Below are 18,896 nucleotides of genomic sequence, written 5' to 3'. Positions count from 1 at the left end.
ACTACATCGAGATGTTCTACAACCCGATTCGCCGGCATGGTTCCGCTGGCGGCATGTCACCGGTAGAGTTCGAAAAGCGCTACGCGCAGAGCGGCGACTGAGTGTCTATGGAACTCTGGTCGGTCCACTGCGAGGGTGAAGCCACACGCAAGTAAGCCGGACCAGCATGTCCGCCAAGACGCCTATTTGACGGCTATTCAAGAGCACATACCTTGCCTAAAGGTCCACGAGGGGCTCTTCTACTCGAACAAAACGCGCATGCCGCTTGCCAACCCTCAGCCTGGGGAACCTAAGACAGTCGAAGTGATAAAGACCGAGGAAAAGGGCTCGGATGTGAACTTGGCTGTGCACCTGGTGCACGATGCTTTGACGAACGCTTTCGACGTTGCACTCGTCATTTCAAACGATAGTGACCTAGCAGAGGCGATCAGGCTTGCGAGAAGTACAGGCAAGCCAGTTGGTGTGGCGAATCCCTGCGCCGACCCAAATAGGAAGATGACGTACCAGCTATACCAGGCTGCGTCGTTCATTAGGCGAATCGAGGCAAAACACCTCAAATCCTCTCAGCTCCCTGATCCAGTGGGCATTACCCACAAGCCATCGAAATGGTAAAACTAACCCCGCTCCGGCGGGGTTTTTGTTGGGGAGTGCAGCTGACTGGCGTAGAGCCTTGCTCAGTTCCTACGTCTAAGCAACTGAAAAAGTCGCGACCGTGAGCGATCTATGTCCTTCGCAATCGCATATGCGCCATTGACTCAAATCCGAGCGCATTGGCCATCTGGTCGAAGTGCGCCACCGTGAACTTCTTGCTGCCGTTCTGCGGATGCTGTCTCCAGAGCCCATTCCGGAGGAAACCGGGGAAGGGTGAGTACATGGCAGTCGATGAAGTGACTCAACTTCGATCCCTTACGTCCAGATGCTGCTTGGTGGCCGCTAGCATCGCCGCCGCTGGCCATGTCGTCTACGGCGGCGGTTTCACGGGCTGCGTTCCACGGATGAGAGGGGGTGACCTATCGGTTCACCCCCTCCTACTTGCTTAGGCGGCCAGGCTGACCTTCAGCAGTGCCTTGGGGTCCAGCGCCAGCAGGCCCAGCCGCAGCTCGGCCAGGATGGTCACCAGGTTGCGGGTGAACTGGTCGTTGACCCAACCGAACTGGATATTCGGTCGCTCGCGCATGAGCACCTTGAGGACCGCGGTGTCCGTCACCAGCGACTGGCCCACCGGCACGGCCATGGTGCGCACCGGCGTCAGCTCGTAGATCGGGCTATTGGTCGGCCGGCTCCAGCCGCCTGCGACGTACTGGCCATCGCCTGCGGATCGCTCGGAGGCGAAGTCGAAGTAGTCCAGGGGGTTGATGAACACCACGTTCGGCGAATAGCCCTGCGAGGCCAGCATCGCGGCGGCACGGCCGATCCGGTCCACCGGCTTGTTGGTGCTGCCGCCGATGAAGGCCGTGGCCTGGGTCAGCAGGCCCTTGATGTGGAACTGGGCGCCGTTGCCGGTCATCAATTCGATGTCGGTCTTGTTGGCCAGCTTGTAGCGCAGCAGCAGCTGGACGGCTTCGACAAGGCCCTGCACGTCGTCCAGCACCTGCTTGGATGCGGTGGTGTGGACCGCGATCGTCGCGATGCTGGCCTCGTCCCAGTCGGCAATCAGATCAGCCTCTGCCTTCGGCGCACCTTCGCCTGCTTGCTGTTGCGGCTAGGAGACTTGTCCATCAGGGCGCTCCTTCGCCTTCCAGGATCAACGCCTGGCGATAGCGCAGGACGTGCTGCCGACACCCCTCCAGCTCGATGGCAAGGCGTTCCGCTCGCTCTGCCGTGGGCGCGCGGTGCAGCTCTTGGAACTGCGCCGCAGTGCGTTCGCCCAGGTCGGGCAGTGCGCGGTGAAGTGACCACGAGGGCTGGCCCAGCACCAGGCGCATTGGTTGGTCGCTCATCCGACCCTCCGAAGCTGCGCGACTGCCTCAATGGCACCAAGAGCGACCAACTGGTCAGGCTTCGCGAAGAACCCCGAGTCGGGCATGCTCACGCAGAAGACGTAGTACGCCATCCGCCCGTTTGGGCCTGGCTTGAACTGCACGGAACGCACGACCGGCTGGTCGCCGATCTGCAGCACATAAATACCGTTGTAGGTCACACTGTTGATGCGCAGGTCAGCAAGCAGCACGTCACCAATCTGGAAATCAGGCGCATTGAGGTTGTCCCTCACAAGCACGTGGGCATAGTCGCCGGCCGGTAGTGGGAAAAGCACGGATGGATGCGTTTCCAGCGTCTCGTGGTGCCGCTTAGGGGCCACTCCTGTCCCTTGGCGCGGGGATCGTGGGCAGGACTGGCAGTTGAAGGGGACCGGTGCCTCGTTGAGGATGTCGGTGATTTCTTCGCGCAGGAACTCGTTCATGCCTGCGCCTCCATCTCATCCGAGATTCGCCGCAGCAGCGACAGCAACTGGGCGACAGTGAGATCACTAGCGTTGCGGGGATAGATCAGCTCTGCCAAGCGCCAGCCGGCAGGACCGTTCAGATCGCGGAAGTCGCCCAGATCGAACAGCGGCCGCAGAACGCAGCACACTGACGTGACATCGATCGGGGGAGACGCTTGAAGCTGCTGAGAGCTGACCTCGTTCATGCCTGCGTCTCCATCAGCCGGACCTCGCGCTGTTGCTGCGCCACTCCTGCGTTGGTCCCTGCTGTTCGCCGCCCTGCCCCTGTTCGCCGCCTGTGGTGGCGGTGCCAAGGACAAGCCCGTGGAGGGCTCCTCGGCACTCGCCGTTGCCCTGACGCCGGCGCGCATCTATCCGCTGGCGCGCAGCGTGATCGTGTCCGGCCCGGTGTCGGCCTATGAGGAAATGCAGCTCGGCGTCGAACTGAGCGGCCAGCGCATCACCCGTCTCAACGTCGATGTCGGCCAGACGGTGAAGCGGGGCCAGGTCCTGCTGGAGCTGGACCACCGCACGCTCGACAGCGAGGTGGCCCAGGCCGATGCCGCCGCCCAGCAGGCCAAGGCCGCGCTGGAACTGGCGCAGGCCAAGCAGACGCGTGGCGAGAAGCTCGCGGCCTCGCAGCTGATCAGCGCCAGCGACCTGGACGAGTTGCGCGCCACCGCGACCCAGGCCCGGGCGCAGCTGGCGACCGCGCGCGCCGCGCTGGACGCGGCCCGGCTGCAGCGCGATTTCGCCGAGCTGCGTGCGCCCGCCGATGGCGTGATCTCCAAGCGGCTGATCCAGCCCGGCCAGGTCGTCGCGGCCGGCAGCGAGCTGCTGCGCCTGATCCGCGACGGCCGCCTGGAATGGCGCGCCGAACTGCCCGAAGCGCAGCTGGCCGACGTGGCCGTCGGCAACCCCGTCGCCCTGACCTATGCCGGCCAGCCGATCGCCGGCCGCGTGCGTGCGGTGACGCCTGGCGTGGATGCGCAGACGCGCACCGGCACCGTGTATGCCGACCTGCCCGCACCCGGCCCGCTCAAGCCGGGCACCTTCGTCGAAGGCCGCATCCTCACCGGCGACGGCCAGGCGCTGATGGTGCCCAGCGCGGCCATCGTCCAGCGCGACGGCCACAGCTACGTGTTCACGCTCAAGGACAAGGGCAGCGTGGCCCGCCGGCGCGTGCGCACCGGCCAGACCGTGCAGGCCCGCACCGAGATCGTCGAAGGCCTGAAGGACGGCGAGCAGGTCGTGTCCGAGGGCGCGGGCTTCCTCGGCGACGGCGACCGCGTGCGCGTGGTCGAGGCCGGCAAGGGGGCGCGCGCGCCATGAACTTTTCCGCCTGGGCCATCCGCCGGCCGCTGCCGGCGCTGATGCTGTTCTTCGTGCTGTGCGTGGCCGGCCTGTGGGGCTTCCACGAGTTGCCTGTCGCGCGCTTCCCCGACATCGCCTTCCCGATGACCACGGTCACGGTGACCCAGCCGGGCGCCTCGCCCAGCCAGCTGGAGGCCGAGGTCACGCGCAAGGTCGAGGACTCGGTGGCCACGATCAACAACGTCAAGCGCGTGATGTCCACGGTCAGCGAGGGCGTCAGCACCACCAGCATCGAGTTCCAGCTGGAGGCCGATCTCGGCACCGCGCTGGACGACACCCGCGATGCGGTCACCCGCATCCGCACCGACCTGCCGCAGGACATCCAGGAGCCGGTGATCTCCAAGGTCGACATCGGCGGCTCGCTGATGACCTACGCGCTGGTCGCCCCGCAGATGAGCCCGGACGAAGCCAGCTGGTTCGTCGACCGCGAGATCTCGCGCGCGATGTACGGCGTGCCCGGCGTGGCGCGGGTCACGCGCGTGGGCGGCGTCGAGCGCCAGGTGCGCGTGGACCTGGATCCCAACGCCCTGCTCGCCTTCGGCATCACCGCCGGCGCTGTCTCCCAGCAGCTGGCCAAGATCCAGGTCGAACGCGCCGGCGGCAAGGCCGAGCTGGACGGCGCGCAGCAGACCATCCGCACGCTGGGCACGGTCGCCGACGCGCAGGCGCTGCGCGACTACTCGATCAGCCTGCCGGACGGGCGCTCGGTGCGCCTGTCGGCGCTGGCCACGGTCACCGACGCGGCGGCCGACCCCACCCAGGCCGCGCTGCTGGATGGCAAGGAGGTGGTGGCCTTCTCGATGTCGCGCACGCGCGGCTCCAGCGAGGTCAAGGTCGAGGCCGGCGTGCACAAGGCGCTGGACGCGCTCAAGGCGTCCCACCCCGGCGTGGACTTCCGCCTGGTCACCACGGCCATCGACGAGACCCATCGCTCCTACGATTCGTCGATGACCATGCTCTACGAAGGCGCGCTGCTGGCGCTGCTGGTGGTGTGGGCCTTCCTGCGCGACTGGCGCGCGACCTGGGTCTCGGCGCTGGCGCTGCCGCTGTCGATCATCCCGACCTTCGCGGTGATGCACTGGTTCGGCTTCACGCTCAACATCATCACCCTGCTGGCGCTGTCGGTGGTGGTCGGCATCCTGGTCGACGATGCGATCGTGGAGATCGAGAACATCGTGCGTCACCTGCGCATGGGCAAGCCGCCGCTGGAGGCCGCGCGCGAGGCCGCCGGCGAGATCGGCAACGCCGTCATCGCCACCTCGCTGACGCTGGCGGCGGTGTTCGTGCCGGTGGCGTTCATGCCGGGCATCGCCGGCAAGTTCTTCCGCGAGTTCGGCTGGACCGCGGCCACCGCGGTGCTGTTCTCGCTGCTGGTCGCGCGCCTGCTCACGCCGATGATGGCCGCCTACCTGCTCAAGCCGCATGGTGAGGAGAAGGGCGAGTCGCGGCTGATGACCTGGTACCTGGGCTGGGTGGACGCGGCGCTGCGCCATCGCGGGCGCACGCTGTGGATCGCGGCCGGGCTGTTCGTGGCCTCGCTGGCGCTGGTGCCGCTGATCCCAGCGACCTTCATCCCGCAGTCCGACCTGGGCCGCAGCAACCTCAGCCTGGAACTGCCGCCGGGCACCCGGCTGGAGGACACCGTGGCCGTGGCCGAACGCGCGCGCGCCCTGCTCAAGGACATGCCCGAACTCAAGCAGGTCTACACCGCCGTGGGCAGCGTGCTGGACCTGGGCGACCCCTCCACCACCGGCGTGGCCGATCCGCGCAAGGCGACCCTGGTGCTGGACTGGGGCGCGGCCGACACCCGCAAACGCGACCAGCGCGCGCTGGAGCGCGACGCGCGGGCGCGGCTGGCCGATCTGCCCGGCGTGCGCGTGAGCTATGTCAGTTCCGAACCGGGCAACCTGCTGCAGCTGGTGCTGTCCGGCGACGATCCGCAGCACCTGCAGGACGCCTCGCTGGCGCTGGAACGCGACCTGCGCGACATCCCGGGGCTGGGCAGCGTGACCTCGACCGCCTCGCTGCTGCGCCCGGAGATCCAGATCGTGCCCAACCCGGCGCGGGCGGCGGACCTGGGCGTGTCCACCGCCGACATCGCCGAGGCGGCCCGCATCGCCACGGCGGGCGACTATGAGCAGCGCCTGGCCAAGCTCAACCTGCCCGATCGCCAGGTGCCGATCCGCGTCGGATTCTCGCAGGCCACGCTGTCCAACCCCGCGCTGATCGGCCAGCTGCGCGTACCCGGCCGCTATGGGTCGGTGCCGCTGGCGGCGGTCGCCGACATCGAGCTGGGCAGCGGCCCCTCGCAGATCTCGCGCTACCAGCGCCAGCGCAACGTCACCCTCACCGCCGAGCTCAACGGCCGGCCGCTGGGCGATGTGATGGAGACGGTGCAGAAGCTGCCCAGCGTGCAGCACCTGCCGCCGGGCGTGAGCTTCCTCAACACCGGCGATGCGGAGGTGTTCGTGGAACTGTTCGTCGGCTTCCTGCTGGCCATGGCCGCCGGCATCGCGTGCATCTACATGGTGCTCTTGCTGCTGTTCAACCACGCGCTGATGCCGCTGACCATCCTGATCGCCGTGCCGCTGTGCGCGGGCGGTGCGTTCGGCGCGCTGCTGCTCACTCAGAACATGCTCTCGCTGCCGGCACTGATCGGCCTGCTGATGCTGATCGGCATCGCCACCAAGAACTCGATCCTGCTGGTGGATTACGCGGTGATCGCCGAGGACGAGCACGGCCTCAGCCAGCACGACGCCCTGATCGATGCCTGCCGCAAGCGCGCCCAGCCGATCATCATGACCACCCTGGCCATGGGCGCGGGAATGATGCCGATCGCGCTGGGCTTCGCCGGCGATTCCAGCTTCCGCGCGCCGATGGCCATTGCCGTGATCGGCGGCCTGGTGACCTCCACCCTGCTGAGCCTGATCGTGATCCCGGCGGCCTTCACCCTGATCGACGACATCGGCGAATGGCTGTCGCGCAAGCTGCGGCGGCGCTCTTCGCATCCGGACGCCAGCGCGGCCTCGCACCCGGGCGCCTGATGGCGGCGGGCGGCGGGCGGCGGAGCGCCCCGTCACCCGGACTTCGCTTCCCGCAATCGCACTGTCCGTCGTCACCCGCTCACCACCAAACTGTGACGGGTTTTTCGCATGAGCCGGCTTACGCTGGAGCCTGGGTTCAACTGCGACGGGGGAACGATTGGAACGCAGGGTCGGGGACTACGAGGTGGTGACCTCGTTTCTGGTGGACACGTCGAATCGCTGCCTGCGCGGCGTGCTGATGGTCTATGGGCCAGACGGCGCGCTGCTCCGCACGATTCCCGCCACCGCCCCGTCCGTGTCGCGCGCGGACATGGAAGAGCGCATGCGCCGCCTGCTGGAGTCCATCGACAGCATCTCCCCGGACGGCACCCCGCGCTACCGCTGAGCCAGACGCCGTCGTCAGCGACTGCCGGACAGCGGCAGGGTTTCCAGCGTGGCATCGCCGCCGAGCGTGCGGTATAGCGTGACCAGATTGGTCGCCTTGACCAGCTCGGTGGACACCAGGCTGCGCTGGGCGGCGTAGTAGCTGCGTTGCGCGTCCAGGTGCGAGAGCGAACTCTCGACGCCTTCCCGGTAGCGCTGATCGCTGAAGGCGTAGCTGCTGGCGGCATCGGCCACCAGGCGCTGCTGGGCGAGCCATTGGGCATTGATCGTGCCGCGCCGGGCCAGCGCGTCGGAGACCTCCATGAAGGCGGTCTGCACGGTCTTCTCGTAGGTGGCCAGCGCGGCATCGCGCTGCGCCTGGGTGGCGTGCAGGTTGGCGCGCGCGGCGCCGGCATCGAAGATGGCGTAGCCGGCGCCTGCGCCGATCGAGCCGTTGGCGGCCTGGTGGGTAAACAGATCGGACAGGGCACCGCTGGTCATGCCCAGCAGCGCGGTCAGCGTGATGCGCGGGAACAGCGCGGCCCTTGCAGCCCCGATCTCGGCATTGACCGCCTGCAGCTCGTACTCGGCCTGCACGACATCGGGGCGGCGCAGCAGGATGCTGGAATCCAGCCCGGCGGGAAGCTCGCCGACCGATGCCGCCGCTTCCTGCATCGAGGCGGGCAACAAGCTGGGGTCGACCGCGCCGCCGACCAGCAGGCGCAGCGCGTTGACGTCCTGGGCGAGCGCCGTGGTCTGCTCGGCCAGGTCCGACTGCGCCGCATGCAGCACCTGGTTGGCCTGATCCAGCTCAGAGCGCGGGACGATGCCCTCCTCCTGGCGCTGGCGGGTCAGCGAGACGCTTTCCTCGGCGCTGCGGGCGGTGTCCTGCGCCAGCGCCAGCAGGCTCCTGTCGCTGGCATAGGTCAGCCATGCGGTGGCGATATCGCCGACCAGCGTCAGCCGCGTCGCGCGGGCGGCGGCCTCCTGTTCCAGATAGCGATCCTGCGCGGCGGCGGTCAGCGACCGGATCCGCCCGAACAGGTCGATCTCGAACGCGGTCGCGGCAAGACCGACGCTGTAGGCGCTCGAATCGCCCTTCGGCGCTGCGCCCTGCGAGCCGCCGCCGTCGGCCGAGGCCGCGCCACCACCGTTGTAGGAACGCGTGGCGCTCGCGCTGCCATCGACCTCGGGAAACAGGGCCGCGCGCTGGATACGGTACTGCGCCCGCGCCTGGGCGATGTCGGCCAGCGCGACGCGCAGGTCACGGTTGTTCTCCAGGCCCTGCGCGATCAGCTGCCGGAGCCGGGGGTCGCCGAAGACCTGCGCATAGCTCACCGAAGGCAGCGCGGCCTCGCTGCGCGCCAGATAGGCATCGCCCACCGGCCACGAAGCCGGCACGGGCGATGCGGGGCGCACATAGGCGGGCGTCAGGCTGCAGGCCGACAGCAGGCACAGCGCGATGACGGACAGGCGGCGCATCAGGCTGGCTCTGGCAGCGGGGAGGACGGCGGAGTCGCGCCGCCACGACGCGCGCGCCGCCGCGCGATCCATTCAGCCATCGCGATATGGAACGCCGGGGTCAGATACAGCGTCAGCGCCTGCGAGAACAGCAGGCCGCCCACCACCGCGATGCCCAGCGGTCGCCTGGCTTCGGCACCCGCGCCGAAACCCAGCGCGATCGGCAAGGAGCCCAGCACGGCGGCGAGCGTGGTCATCATGATCGGCCGGAACCGCACCCTGGCCGCTTCGATCATCGCCGCGCGCGGCTGCTGCCAGCGCGCATCGTCCGAGCGCTCCAGCTCCAGCGCGTAGTCCACCATCATGATGCCGTTCTTCTTCACCAGCCCGACCAGCAGGATCAGGCCGACGAAGCTGAAGAGGTTCAGCTCCTGACCGAAGATCACCAGCATCAGGATCGCGCCCAGCCCCGCCAGCGGCAGCGAGGTGAGGATGGTGAGCGGATGCAGCGCGTTCTCGTAGAGGATCGCCAGCACGCCGTAGATCAGCAGCACGGTGATCAGCAGGAGCAGCGGCAGGGTCTTCATCGAGTTCTCGAAGGCCTGCGCCGAGCCGGCGAACTGGCCGCTGATCGACCTGGCCTCGCCCTTGCCCAGCGTCGTGGCCATCAGATCGCCGATGCGGCCGGCCGCATCGCCCAGCGAGACCCCGGGGGCCAGGTTCATCGACAGCGTCACCGCCGGCAGGCCGGCGTAATGGTTGATCGCCACCGGGCCGACGCCCACACGCACGTCGGCCACCGCGCGCAGCGGCACCATCGGCCCGCCGGCCGCGGTCAGCACCGCGCTCGTGCCGGAGCTGCTGTTGGAGGTCTGGGTGCCGATGGCGGTGATGCCCGGACTCTGGTTGCCGTTGAACGACAAGGCCTCCAGGCCGTTGAGATCCGCCTGCGCCGCGCGCTCGACTTGCAGCAGGACCTCGTACTGATCGGTGTCGCCATAGATGGTGCTGATCTTGCGCCCGCCATACGCGCTCTGCAGCGTGTCCTGCAGGCCGGCGGCGGTGACGCCCAGGGCGGCGGCCTGCTCGCGATGCAGGACCACCTGGATCTCGGGATTCTTGATCTGCAGGTCGCTTTGCGGGTCCTGGATCCCCGGCAGGCCCTTGACCTTCTGCAGCAGCGCGTCGGACTGGGCGTACAGCGCCTTCTGGTCGGTGGACTGCAACACGTACTGCAGCGCGCCGTTCGACGCGGTCGGCCCCATGTCGATCGCGGGCGGGTTGCGCATGTTGAGGGTGATGCCATCGATGGCCGCCACCTTGGAACGCACCGCCTGGATCACATCGTCGGCCGTGCCGCTGCGCTGGGACAGCGGCTTGAGCCCGATCAGCAGGCGTCCGGTGTTGCTGAGCGTGCCGTCCGAGCCGATCACCGACTCGACGTTGGCCACGTTCGGATCGCGCTGGATGATCTTCACCACCGCATTCTGCTTGGCGACGAAGTCGGCGAAGGCGGTGCCCTCGGGCACGCGCGTGTCGCCGTCGATTTTTCCCGAATCGACCTGGGGAATGAACCCCTTCTTGACGATGGCATAGACGCCGACCGTCCCCAGCAGCGTCGCCGCGCCGATCAGGATCATCAGCCCGATGTGCTGGGTGGACCACACCAGCGAACGCGCATAACCACGCTCGGAGGCGTCGACGAGCCGGTCGAAGCGCTCGAACACCCAGCCCGAACTCTTCTTCGCGTCCAGCCAGCGGCTGGCCAGCATGGGCGTGAGGGTCAGCGAGACCAGCCCGGAGAGCAGCACCGCGATCGAGATCACCACGCCAAACTCGGAGAACAGCCGGCCGACCAGGCCGCCCATGAACACGATCGGCAGGAACACCGCCGACAGCGAGACGGTCATCGACAGCACGGTGAAGCCGATCTCCCTGGAGGCCGCCATGGCCGCTTCCATCCGGCTCGCACCGTTCTCCAGGTGGCGCACGATGTTCTCGATCACCACGATCGCATCGTCCACCACGAAGCCGACCGACAGGGTCAGGGCCAGCATCGAGATGTTGTCCAGGCTGTAGTGCAGCAGGCGCATCACGCCGAAGGTGCCGATCAGCGAGGTCGGCAGCACCAGGGCCACGATCAGGGTCGCCATCCAGCTGCGCAGGAACAGCAGGATCACGATGATCACCAGCACCAGCGAGCCGACCAGGGTCCACTCGACATCCTCGACCGAGGCGCCGATGTAGTCGCCGCGGTCGTAGAGCACATCGAGCCGCGCATCGCCCGGCAGCTGCGCCCGGATGCCGGGCAGCGCCGCCTGGATGCCCTGGGTCACCGACAGCGTGTTGGCGCCCGGCTGGCGGTGGATGTTGATCTCGATGGCGCGCTGGCCGTTGAGATAGGCGGCGGTCTGCAGGTTCTCGACGCTGTCTTCGGCATGGCCCACGTCGCTCAGGCGCACCGGCGCGCCATCGACGTAGCTCAGGATCATGTCGTCGAACTCCGCGGCGGTCTTGAGCTGGCCATCGGCCCGGACGGTGTAGGAGCGCGCCTGCCCCATCAGCGTGCCCGACGGCGCATTGCTGTTGCCCGCCTGCACCGCCGAGACGATCTGGTCGAAGCCCAGGTGCCGGGCCGCGAGCAAATGCGGATTGACGAACAGGCGCACTGCGTACTTCTGCGAGCCGTTGACGTCGATCTGGCCGGCGCCGGGCACCGAGGCCAGGCGCAGCGCCACGCGGTCCTTGGCGAACTGGTTGAGCAGCGGCAGTGCGATGGTCTTGGAGCGCAGGATCAGATGCATGATCGGCGCGGCGCTGGGATCTTCCTTCTGGATCTGGGCCGGATCGATCTCGCGCGGCAGCAGCCCGGCCGCCTGGGACACCGCGCTCTGCACGTCCTGGGCGGCCGCATCGACGTTCCGGCTGAGCGCGAACTGCAGCACGATCCGTGAGCTGCCGACGCTGCTGGTCGAGCTCATCGTCTCCAGCCCCGGCAGGCCGCTGAACTGGCGCTCCAGCGGCGTGGCCACCGCCGCCGCCATCGTCTCGGGATTGGCGCCGGGCAGCGACATGTTGACGGTGATCGTGGGGAAGCTGACGTCGGGCAGCTCGCTGACCGGCAAGGCGAAGTAGGCCATGCCACCGGCCAGCACCAGCCCGATCATGAGGATCGAGGTCATGACCGCCCGGCGGATGAAGAGGGCCGACAGGTTCACGAAGGCTGCCCGGCCGGCGCCGCCTGATTGCTCGCCTGCACCGCACTGCCATCGCGCAGCTCATTGGGGACGGTCAGGATGACGGTGTCGCCCTGGCGCAGGCCTTGGCTCACCACCACCTGGCCATCGACCAGCCGCGCCACCTTCAGCGGCCGCACGACTGCGCGGCCGTTGACCACGCAGTAGACATAGGCCCCTTGCTGCCCCTGCTGCAGCGCGCTTTCCGGCACCGAAAGCGTGCCTGGATCGTCGGCCAGGATCACCCGCACCGTCACGAACTGCCCAGGCCAGAGTGTGCCGGCGGCATTGGGCAGGCGCGCCCGCAGTTCCAGCGTGCCGCTGCTGGTGTCGAAGGCATTGCCGAGAAAGTCCACCTGACCGCGGTCGAGCACCTTGCCGGTGACCGGATCCATCGCCAGCACCGTCAGCCCGATGCCGTCATGCCCCGCGCGTGCGGCCCGCACCGCATCGACGTGCACATGCGGGAGCGCGAAGCTCGCCTCGATCGGCGCGCTCACGTTGAGGGTCACCAGCGCGGTGGTCGATCCACTGGAGACCAGGTTGCCCGGCTTGACCTCGATCGCCCCGGCCCTGCCGTCGATGGGCGCGCGGACCTCGGTATAGGCCAGCGACAGCCGGGTCTGCTCGACCTGGGCCTGGTCGGCGGCGACCGTCGCACGCAGCGACCGCAGCGCATCGGCCGCGGTGACATAGGTCTTCGCGTCGACCGCGCCGGTCCTGGAGAGCCGGCCATAGCGCGCCTCGGTATCGGCCGCGTCCGCGGCGAGCGCCTGGTCGCGCGCCAGGGTGGCGCGCGCCTGCGCCAGCGTGGCGCGCAGCGGCCGCGGATCGATGGTGAACAGCAACTGCCCCTTGTGGACGTCCTCGCCGTCGTGGATCAGCACCGACTGCAGGATCCCGTCGGTCTGCGGCTGCACTGCCACGGTCTGCGGCGAGAGGATCGTCGCGGAGGTCTCGATGATCTCCGGCACCCTGTGCGGGGTGATCGTCATCGTCGTCACCCGCAGCGGTGCGGGTGCAGGCGTTGGCTGCTGGCGATGCGCGAGCCAGAACCACAGGGCACCGGCCACGATGCACAAGGCCGCCCCACCCGCCAGCAGCCAGACCCGTCGAACGCCACGACCGCCACGCGTGCGCTCACGCACGATGTCCCCCTGCCCCTTCGCGTGCATCGCGCCCCCAGGCATAGACTCGGTTGAACTTCACAAGGACGGCGTGCGGTGCCGCGACAGCGCGACGTCCGGTCCGAACAGACCCGGCGCTGCGGACGGCGTACTCACCTGCCGATTCATCGTATTGCACGCCCACGTCGACCCATCGCTCCGTCCATGGACGCGAAGATGACCCGCGCACGGCTGCGGATGACGCCACGGCCGCGGTGATGCCGAAGTGAGCGGATCGCGCGATGCTGACACCGCCCTGACACATGCCAGGCGCCTCGCGGGCGAGGCCGCGCTGGGCCACACTGGGCGTCCCCGACGGAGGCCCGCATGTTCCGCATTCCCACCCCGCTGTCCTGGCTGGCATTGCTGGCGCTGTGGCTGCCCGGCTCGTCGCCCGCCGCCGAGCCGGCGCTCTCCTCGGTGCCCGCGCTCGACATCTCCCGTTACGCCGGGCAGTGGCACGAGATCGCCCACCTGCCCAACCGCTTCCAGGAAGACTGCGCCGGCGAGATCACCGCCACCTACACCCTGCGCGCCGCCGGGCACCTGGGAGTGCGCAACGCCTGCCTGGGCAAGGACGGCCACCGGATCGTGGCCGACGGCGAGGCGCGCCCGGTCGCCGGCGAGCCGGGCCAGCTGCAGGTGCGCTTCGCGCCCGGCTGGCTGTCCTGGCTGCCGTGGGTGTGGGCGGACTACTGGGTGATCGACCTGGACCCGGACTACACCTGGGCCGTGGTCGGCGAGCCGGGCCGAGACTACTTCTGGATCCTTTCGCGCGAGCCGACCATGGACCGCACGCTGTTCGAGGCGATCAAGCTGCGCGCCGGCCAGCTCGGCTACGACCTGTCCGACCTGGTGGTCAGCGCGCCCCTGCGCTGAAGGCGGGTCGCGGCCGCGTGTATCCTCGCCCGCGTCCTGATCACGCCGGTTCCCGCCCATGCCCCGTGCCCATCGTTTCCTGCTGCTCCTGCTCTGCGCCATCGTCCTGACCGCCTGCCACCGCGGCCTGGTCAAACGCGTGTCCGAACCGGCCGTCAGCCTGCAACAGGTGACCGTCGGCACCGACGGGCGCTGGCAGGTCGAACTGCGCCTGCAGAACTACAGCAGCATCCCGATGCGCTTCGAGGACATCGACCTGGCGGTGACCGTCGCCGGCCAGGACGCCGGCCCGCTGCGCGCCACCCCCGGCTACACCATCGGCCCCGAGGCGGCCGACGTGGTCGGCGTGAACTTCACCCCCTCGGCCAACGCGCGCATGGCCGTGGCCGGCGCCCTGGCCAGCGGCCAACCGCTGCCCTACACCCTCAAGGGCACGGTGCGCGCAACGCCCGAGGACCAGAGCGTGCGCAGCTTCGAGCTGGACATGCACAGCAGCCTGAGCGCCGCGCCGGGTCTGGCTGGCGTGCTGCGCTAAAAGCGGTGCTTCGATTTGCTGGAGCGCGGGGTCGGTAAAGCGGACTTCGCCCACCAGCCTCGACCCGGCCAGGCGCGGCTCCGCGGTCCGGTCATTCCTTCATGGCTGACGCTCGGGAACGGCCAGACTGCGCCTCCCGCTTCGGTGGGAGCCGCCATGGCGGCGATGAGGCTCTACAGGGAAAGCCCCATCGCCGCCACGGCGGCTCCCACGGGGATCGGGTCGGCAATCCGCGAGGATGTCTCGCACGCAATCGCTGCCGCCGGCCATCCTCGCCGCTCTCCGCGTGCCCAGCCGGGCCGAGGCTCTGCGGTCGGAAGAGTCAGGGCTTCTTACGATCCAAACGCATTGAGCAAGCGCTCTGCCCCCTCCCTTTCGCCGAAGGCGAAGGGGAGCTCGAAGTCGCGAACTAGCGACTGAGGGGGTGGGGTGCTTTTGCTCTTGCTTCGGTGGCTTGACCGGTAAAGCCACCGACCCCTCCCCATCCCTCCCCTTCGCCTACGGCGAAAGGGAGGGGGCCTCAAGTCGATAACTTTCCGTCACTGATCGCCTTGTGCGCGAGGAAAGGGTTCGAACGCCCCCGCGAACCGAAGTCCTGTGAGCTGACGCGCGAGGCAGCGGGCCGGCGGGCAGTGGCCGCGCCTAGCGAGGCAGGAAGCCGAGCGCCCGAATCAGGGCAGGATGCCCTGATTGAGGGATAAGCGGCCACTGCCCGCCGGACCGCTGCCCTTCCGAAGCCAACGAGGGCACTCGCCACAGTCGCCTATCGTAAGAAGCACTTCAAAAAAAAAACGCCCCGCACTAGGCGGGGCGTTTCGCGCGCCATCCATGGCGCCGCAGTATCGCGTCGCAGGCCCGATCAATCCTCGGTCGGGCGGCTGACGTCCAGGAAGCGCCCGGCCGTGACCGCGTAGGCGCCGCGCGTGACCAGGCTGGTCGGGTCGAAGTAGGCGTGCAGCGTCGGCTGCAGATCCGTCGCCCCCTGCGTCACGGTGTAGCGCGCGTTGAGGATGCCGTTGTCCAGCGCCGACTGGACATAGCCACGCAGGCTGGCCGGGATGCTGCCCACGTCCTCGATCAGCAGCTGCTTGCCGTTGTAGGTGACCGACAGCGTCCCGTTGAAGTTCACCGCCGTGTCCTGCAGGCCCAGCGACTGCACCAGCGAATAGGCCAGCTGCAGCTTGGTGACCTTGTCGGCCGGCTTGAAATTGCCGCTGACCAGGCCCATCACCCCGGCCTGACTCTGCGACAGGTCACGCAGCACCGCCCCCTTGGCCACCACCGCCTCTGCCGCCGCATAGCTCGGATCCTTGGTCGACAGGCCGGTGAAGCTGACCTTGCCCGGCGCCGGCAGCGACTGGCGAATACCGGCCCCCATGACCAGATACTGCGCCAGCTCGGCACGGGTCAGCGCATCGTTGGGACGGAAGTTGCCGTTGGACGAACCATCCATCATGCGGTTGGAGACCGCGTACTCCACCGCACCCCGATAGGCGCTCGAGGTCGGCACATCCTTCAGACCGCTGAAGCCGGCGCTGTTGGTGAACTCGATCGTGCCCGAGACCACGCCCGGCGCCGACACACCGTTGGTGACGCGCAGCGGATCCACCGCCACGCCGCCGATCGAGCCGATGCCGCTGACGCTGATCTTCCAGGTGCCCTTCTTGCCCGGTGCGCTCGCCTTGACCGTGCTGCCCAGCACCGGCAGGGCGATGGACGAACCGTAACGCTCGCCGTCGGGATCGGTCAGCACCAGGGCGGCGGTCGTGCCGGTCATGGTCGCGCTGGCGGTGACCCAGGCCACGTTGTCGCTGACCTCGAAGGTCTGGTACTGCGGCTCGCCCACCGGCGTGAACAGCACCTCGAACGGCTGCGAGCTGCCCGGCGACAGCAGCGCGTTGCTGTTGAAGGTCTTCAGCGAATTGACCGTGCTGCCGTAGCCCGAGCGCAGCTTGGCGGCCTCCATCAGCGCGTCGTAGGCGTTGACGTAACCGGCGCCGGCCTCCCAATAGGCGCGGCCGGGCATGTTGGTCGCCGTGCGCTCCAGGATGTCCTTGACCTGGGCCGGGGTCAGGTCCGGGTTGGCCTCCAGCATCAGCGCGATGATGCCGGCCACGTGCGGGGTCGCCATCGAGGTACCGCTCATCACCGTGTAGAACGGCAGCTGCGCCGGCGACAGAGCGGCCACGTCGTCCTGCGCGGCCAGCGGCGGCAGCGCGCCGGTCAGCGCGCGGGTGGAGATGATGTCCACGCCCGGCGCGGTGATGGTCGGCTCGTTGAAGTAGGTCCACTGCTTGCCGTCGGCCATGGTGAAGGTGCCGCTCTCACCGCGCTTGCCGCGCGAGGAGAAGCCGGCCAGCGTGCCGTCTTTCTCGCCGGCGGCCACCGAGATCACCCACGGCGCCTGCGCATAGGGATTGTGGGTGTCCTCGCTGGGGCCGTCGTTGCCGGCGGCGAACACGCTGACGATGCCGTGCTTGTACAGCTCGTAGGTGGAGACCGACACCGGATCGGTGGGATCGAACTTGCCCGAGGTGCCCCAGGAGTTGCTGACCACGCGGATCGGGTCCTTGAAGCTGAACTGGTGCACCAGCGCATAGTCCAGGCCACCAACCGCATCGAGGATCAGCAGCACCGCGCCCGAGCCGTAGCCGACCAGGCTGGCGCCGGGCGCCACGCCCCGGTAGACGCCATTGGAGTGCCCGCCGGTGCCGCCGACGATGCCGGCGCAGTGCGTGCCGTGGCCCGAGCCCAGATCGGTATTGGGCACGTTCTCCACATAGGTGATCGGCAGCATCGAATCGAACGTGGCCAGGTTGGTGTTGGCCAGCACGTTCTGCACCACGTGCGAGCCGTAGGCCACGTCGGTATTGGTGCCGTCGATGCCCGAGTCGTTGATCACCACGCCCACGCCACGGCCGCTGTAGGGCACCGCACGGCCGAAGTCGCCCGGGTTGTCGTAGGCGCGCGTGACACCGGTGATCTTGTTGGCCTCCACGTCGTAGTACTTCAGCGGCGCGTTGTAGTAGATCGAGGCCACGTCGTCGCGCGCGGCCAGCGCCTTGATCTCGGCCGGCGTGGCCACCGCGCCGGCGATGGGCAGCGCGCGCATCGCCACGCCCTCGGTGATGCCCAGCGCCTTGAGGTCGGCCAGCTGCGAGGCGGTCGGCGCGGTGCTCTGCTTGTAGGTGATGACCACCTGCAGCGGCGCGTCGGCCGCGGCGCTGGTGATCTTGGACTGCAGCTGCGCGTCCAGGCGCGCGGCGGCATGGGCGGTGGAGAAGGCGCCCATGGCGCCGAGGACTGCACAGACGCTCAGGGAGAGAACGGGGCGGGACAGGGACATGTGCGTGGCTCCGAAAAGTGGGACCCGTAACGGGGTGACCACACGTTGCCCCCGGGCTCCGGGCCCGCCAATCCGGTATTGCCCCCAGCGGCCCTGGGTAAAAACCCTCAGTGACGCGCATCCCTGTTCTTGGCTGGTTATGATCCTGACCACTGGCCCCCCGGGGCCTTCCGCCCGTAGCCGGTCCAGGGCCGGCTGCACGCCATCGACAAGGTTCGCGCCATGACTCGATTCCCGCTGTTCGCATCTCGCCTGCTGCTGGTCGCCGGGTTGCTGCTCTCGGGGGCCGCCGCCGCCCAGTCCGTGCCGGTCAACGTGGCCATCGCCGGCGATACCGCCACCGTCGCCATCGGAGCGCCGAACGCACCGCTGGCCGACCTGACCATCAACTTCGACCAGGCCAGCAACCTCAGCGCCGAGAACCTAGGCATCAGCGCCCGGCTGCTGACCGGGCCGGAACTCGGCGCGCTGACCGCACGCCTGCCCGGCACCGTGGTCCAGCTGACCCAGCCGCTGCCGCTGCTGATCACGGTCGAACCGCCGGTGGCCGGGGGCCTAAGCTTCAAGAAGCTGGTGCGCGTGGAGCTGCATACCCACGTGCTGCCCTACACCGCCGGCTCGACGCTGCGCCTGTTCAAGGCCCCGCTGGGCGGCGCGTTCCGCGACATCACCGACGAAATCTCCCCCGGCAGCGTGCGCTCGCGCGGCACCACCGACGGGTTCTCGCAGTTCCTGCTGGTCAGCGACCTGCGCCCCACCCACGCCGTCGTGGCCGATAAGCTGAGCAAGCTGCGCGAGCTGGTCGATGCCCTGCCGCCGCCGCAGGCCGGCCCGCTGGACGGCTATCTGGACACGATCACCGCGGCGCTGGCCGCCGGCGACTTCACCGCCGCGACCGTGGCGGTGGACAGCTTCCGCGAACGCGTCTCCGCGCAGGCCGGCACCGGCATCCCGCAGGTGTGGAGCGCCGGCGACCATGCCGGCAACCCGGCCGGCGCGCTGCTGGCGGGCGCGGCCACCCTGCGCTTCTCGATCGACTATCAGCGTCTTTACGATCCTTAGAGCGCTTT

Annotated in this window: 14 protein-coding genes and 1 pseudogene; 7 read left to right on the top strand and 8 right to left on the bottom strand. The window is 68.6% G+C overall.

Features of this window, described 5'->3' with window-relative positions; genetic code table 11:
- The first annotated feature begins 258 nt into the window (after nt 1–258).
- Nucleotides 259–612 carry an NYN domain-containing protein gene (locus EAT51_RS10380; protein WP_130561586.1) on the top strand — a complete coding sequence of 118 codons (354 nt, stop codon included), beginning with the start codon at nt 259–261 and terminating at the stop codon, nt 610–612.
- Nucleotides 613–1,036: 424 nt separating this feature from the next.
- On the opposite strand, the pseudogene EAT51_RS10375 reads toward EAT51_RS10380, so the two are convergent.
- The 4 genes and pseudogenes from EAT51_RS10375 to EAT51_RS10360 form a co-directional block, all read right to left on the bottom strand.
- Nucleotides 1,037–1,675, bottom strand: a pseudogene (locus EAT51_RS10375) (phage major capsid protein); the annotation flags it as partial.
- Nucleotides 1,676–1,718: 43 nt separating this feature from the next.
- Nucleotides 1,719–1,940: a hypothetical protein gene (locus EAT51_RS10370; RefSeq protein WP_130561585.1), complete on the bottom strand. Its 222-nt coding sequence runs from the start codon at nt 1,938–1,940 to the stop codon at nt 1,719–1,721.
- Nucleotides 1,937–2,401: a hypothetical protein gene (locus tag EAT51_RS10365; protein ID WP_130554057.1), complete on the bottom strand. Its 465-nt coding sequence runs from the start codon at nt 2,399–2,401 to the stop codon at nt 1,937–1,939. Before EAT51_RS10365 ends, EAT51_RS10370 begins: the two co-directional genes overlap by 4 nt.
- Nucleotides 2,398–2,628, bottom strand: a complete 231-nt coding sequence (locus tag EAT51_RS10360; RefSeq protein WP_130554058.1) for a hypothetical protein — start codon at nt 2,626–2,628, stop codon at nt 2,398–2,400. Before EAT51_RS10360 ends, EAT51_RS10365 begins: the two co-directional genes overlap by 4 nt.
- 118 nt (nt 2,629–2,746) lie before the next feature.
- On the opposite strand from EAT51_RS10360, the gene EAT51_RS10355 reads away from it, so the two are divergent.
- The 3 genes from EAT51_RS10355 (at nt 2,747) to EAT51_RS10345 (ending at nt 7,225) form a co-directional block, all read left to right on the top strand.
- The gene (locus tag EAT51_RS10355; RefSeq protein WP_228257881.1) at nt 2,747–3,754 is read left to right on the top strand and encodes an efflux RND transporter periplasmic adaptor subunit; all 1,008 of its coding nucleotides are present in this window, start codon (nt 2,747–2,749) and stop codon (nt 3,752–3,754) included.
- Nucleotides 3,751–6,840, top strand: coding sequence for an efflux RND transporter permease subunit (locus EAT51_RS10350; RefSeq protein ID WP_130561583.1), 3,090 nt, complete (start codon nt 3,751–3,753; stop codon nt 6,838–6,840). The genes EAT51_RS10355 and EAT51_RS10350 overlap by 4 nt, the downstream gene beginning before the upstream one ends.
- 157 nt (nt 6,841–6,997) lie before the next feature.
- On the top strand, nt 6,998–7,225 hold the full coding sequence (locus EAT51_RS10345) for a hypothetical protein (protein ID WP_130561582.1): 228 nt from the start codon (nt 6,998–7,000) through the stop codon (nt 7,223–7,225).
- Nucleotides 7,226–7,239: 14 nt separating this feature from the next.
- Here the strand turns inward: EAT51_RS10345 and EAT51_RS10340 are convergent, their stop codons facing one another.
- From EAT51_RS10340 to EAT51_RS10330, 3 genes are read right to left on the bottom strand one after another with little or no spacing between them, the layout of a single operon-like run.
- Complete coding sequence (locus tag EAT51_RS10340) at nt 7,240–8,685, bottom strand: efflux transporter outer membrane subunit (protein ID WP_205953631.1); 1,446 nt, start codon at nt 8,683–8,685, stop codon at nt 7,240–7,242.
- Nucleotides 8,685–11,882, bottom strand: coding sequence for an efflux RND transporter permease subunit (locus tag EAT51_RS10335; protein ID WP_130521182.1), 3,198 nt, complete (start codon nt 11,880–11,882; stop codon nt 8,685–8,687). The genes EAT51_RS10340 and EAT51_RS10335 overlap by 1 nt, the downstream gene beginning before the upstream one ends.
- Nucleotides 11,879–12,895, bottom strand: a complete 1,017-nt coding sequence (locus tag EAT51_RS10330; protein ID WP_228257880.1) for an efflux RND transporter periplasmic adaptor subunit — start codon at nt 12,893–12,895, stop codon at nt 11,879–11,881. The genes EAT51_RS10335 and EAT51_RS10330 overlap by 4 nt, the downstream gene beginning before the upstream one ends.
- Before the next feature lie 498 nt (nt 12,896–13,393).
- Here EAT51_RS10330 and EAT51_RS10325 point away from each other — a divergent pair, with 498 nt between their 5' ends.
- The gene (locus EAT51_RS10325) at nt 13,394–13,945 is read left to right on the top strand and encodes a lipocalin family protein (RefSeq protein ID WP_130521186.1); all 552 of its coding nucleotides are present in this window, start codon (nt 13,394–13,396) and stop codon (nt 13,943–13,945) included.
- Between the two features lie 58 nt (nt 13,946–14,003).
- On the top strand, nt 14,004–14,480 hold the full coding sequence (locus tag EAT51_RS10320) for an LEA type 2 family protein (protein ID WP_130521188.1): 477 nt from the start codon (nt 14,004–14,006) through the stop codon (nt 14,478–14,480).
- A gap of 859 nt (nt 14,481–15,339) precedes the next feature.
- Here EAT51_RS10320 and EAT51_RS10315 read toward each other — a convergent pair.
- On the bottom strand, nt 15,340–17,826 hold the full coding sequence (locus EAT51_RS10315; RefSeq protein ID WP_130517576.1) for a S8 family peptidase: 2,487 nt from the start codon (nt 17,824–17,826) through the stop codon (nt 15,340–15,342).
- Nucleotides 17,827–18,048: 222 nt separating this feature from the next.
- Between EAT51_RS10315 and EAT51_RS10310 the strand changes: the two genes are divergently transcribed.
- Nucleotides 18,049–18,888, top strand: a complete 840-nt coding sequence (locus EAT51_RS10310) for a DUF6689 family protein (RefSeq protein WP_130517574.1) — start codon at nt 18,049–18,051, stop codon at nt 18,886–18,888.
- Nucleotides 18,889–18,896 lie beyond the last annotated feature (8 nt).

The organism is Pseudoxanthomonas winnipegensis (genome assembly GCF_004283755.1).
GTDB classification, from domain to species: domain Bacteria; phylum Pseudomonadota; class Gammaproteobacteria; order Xanthomonadales; family Xanthomonadaceae; genus Pseudoxanthomonas_A; species Pseudoxanthomonas_A winnipegensis.
Note: the sequence above shows the minus strand (reverse complement) of the source record. Positions and strands in the feature narration are given on the sequence as shown.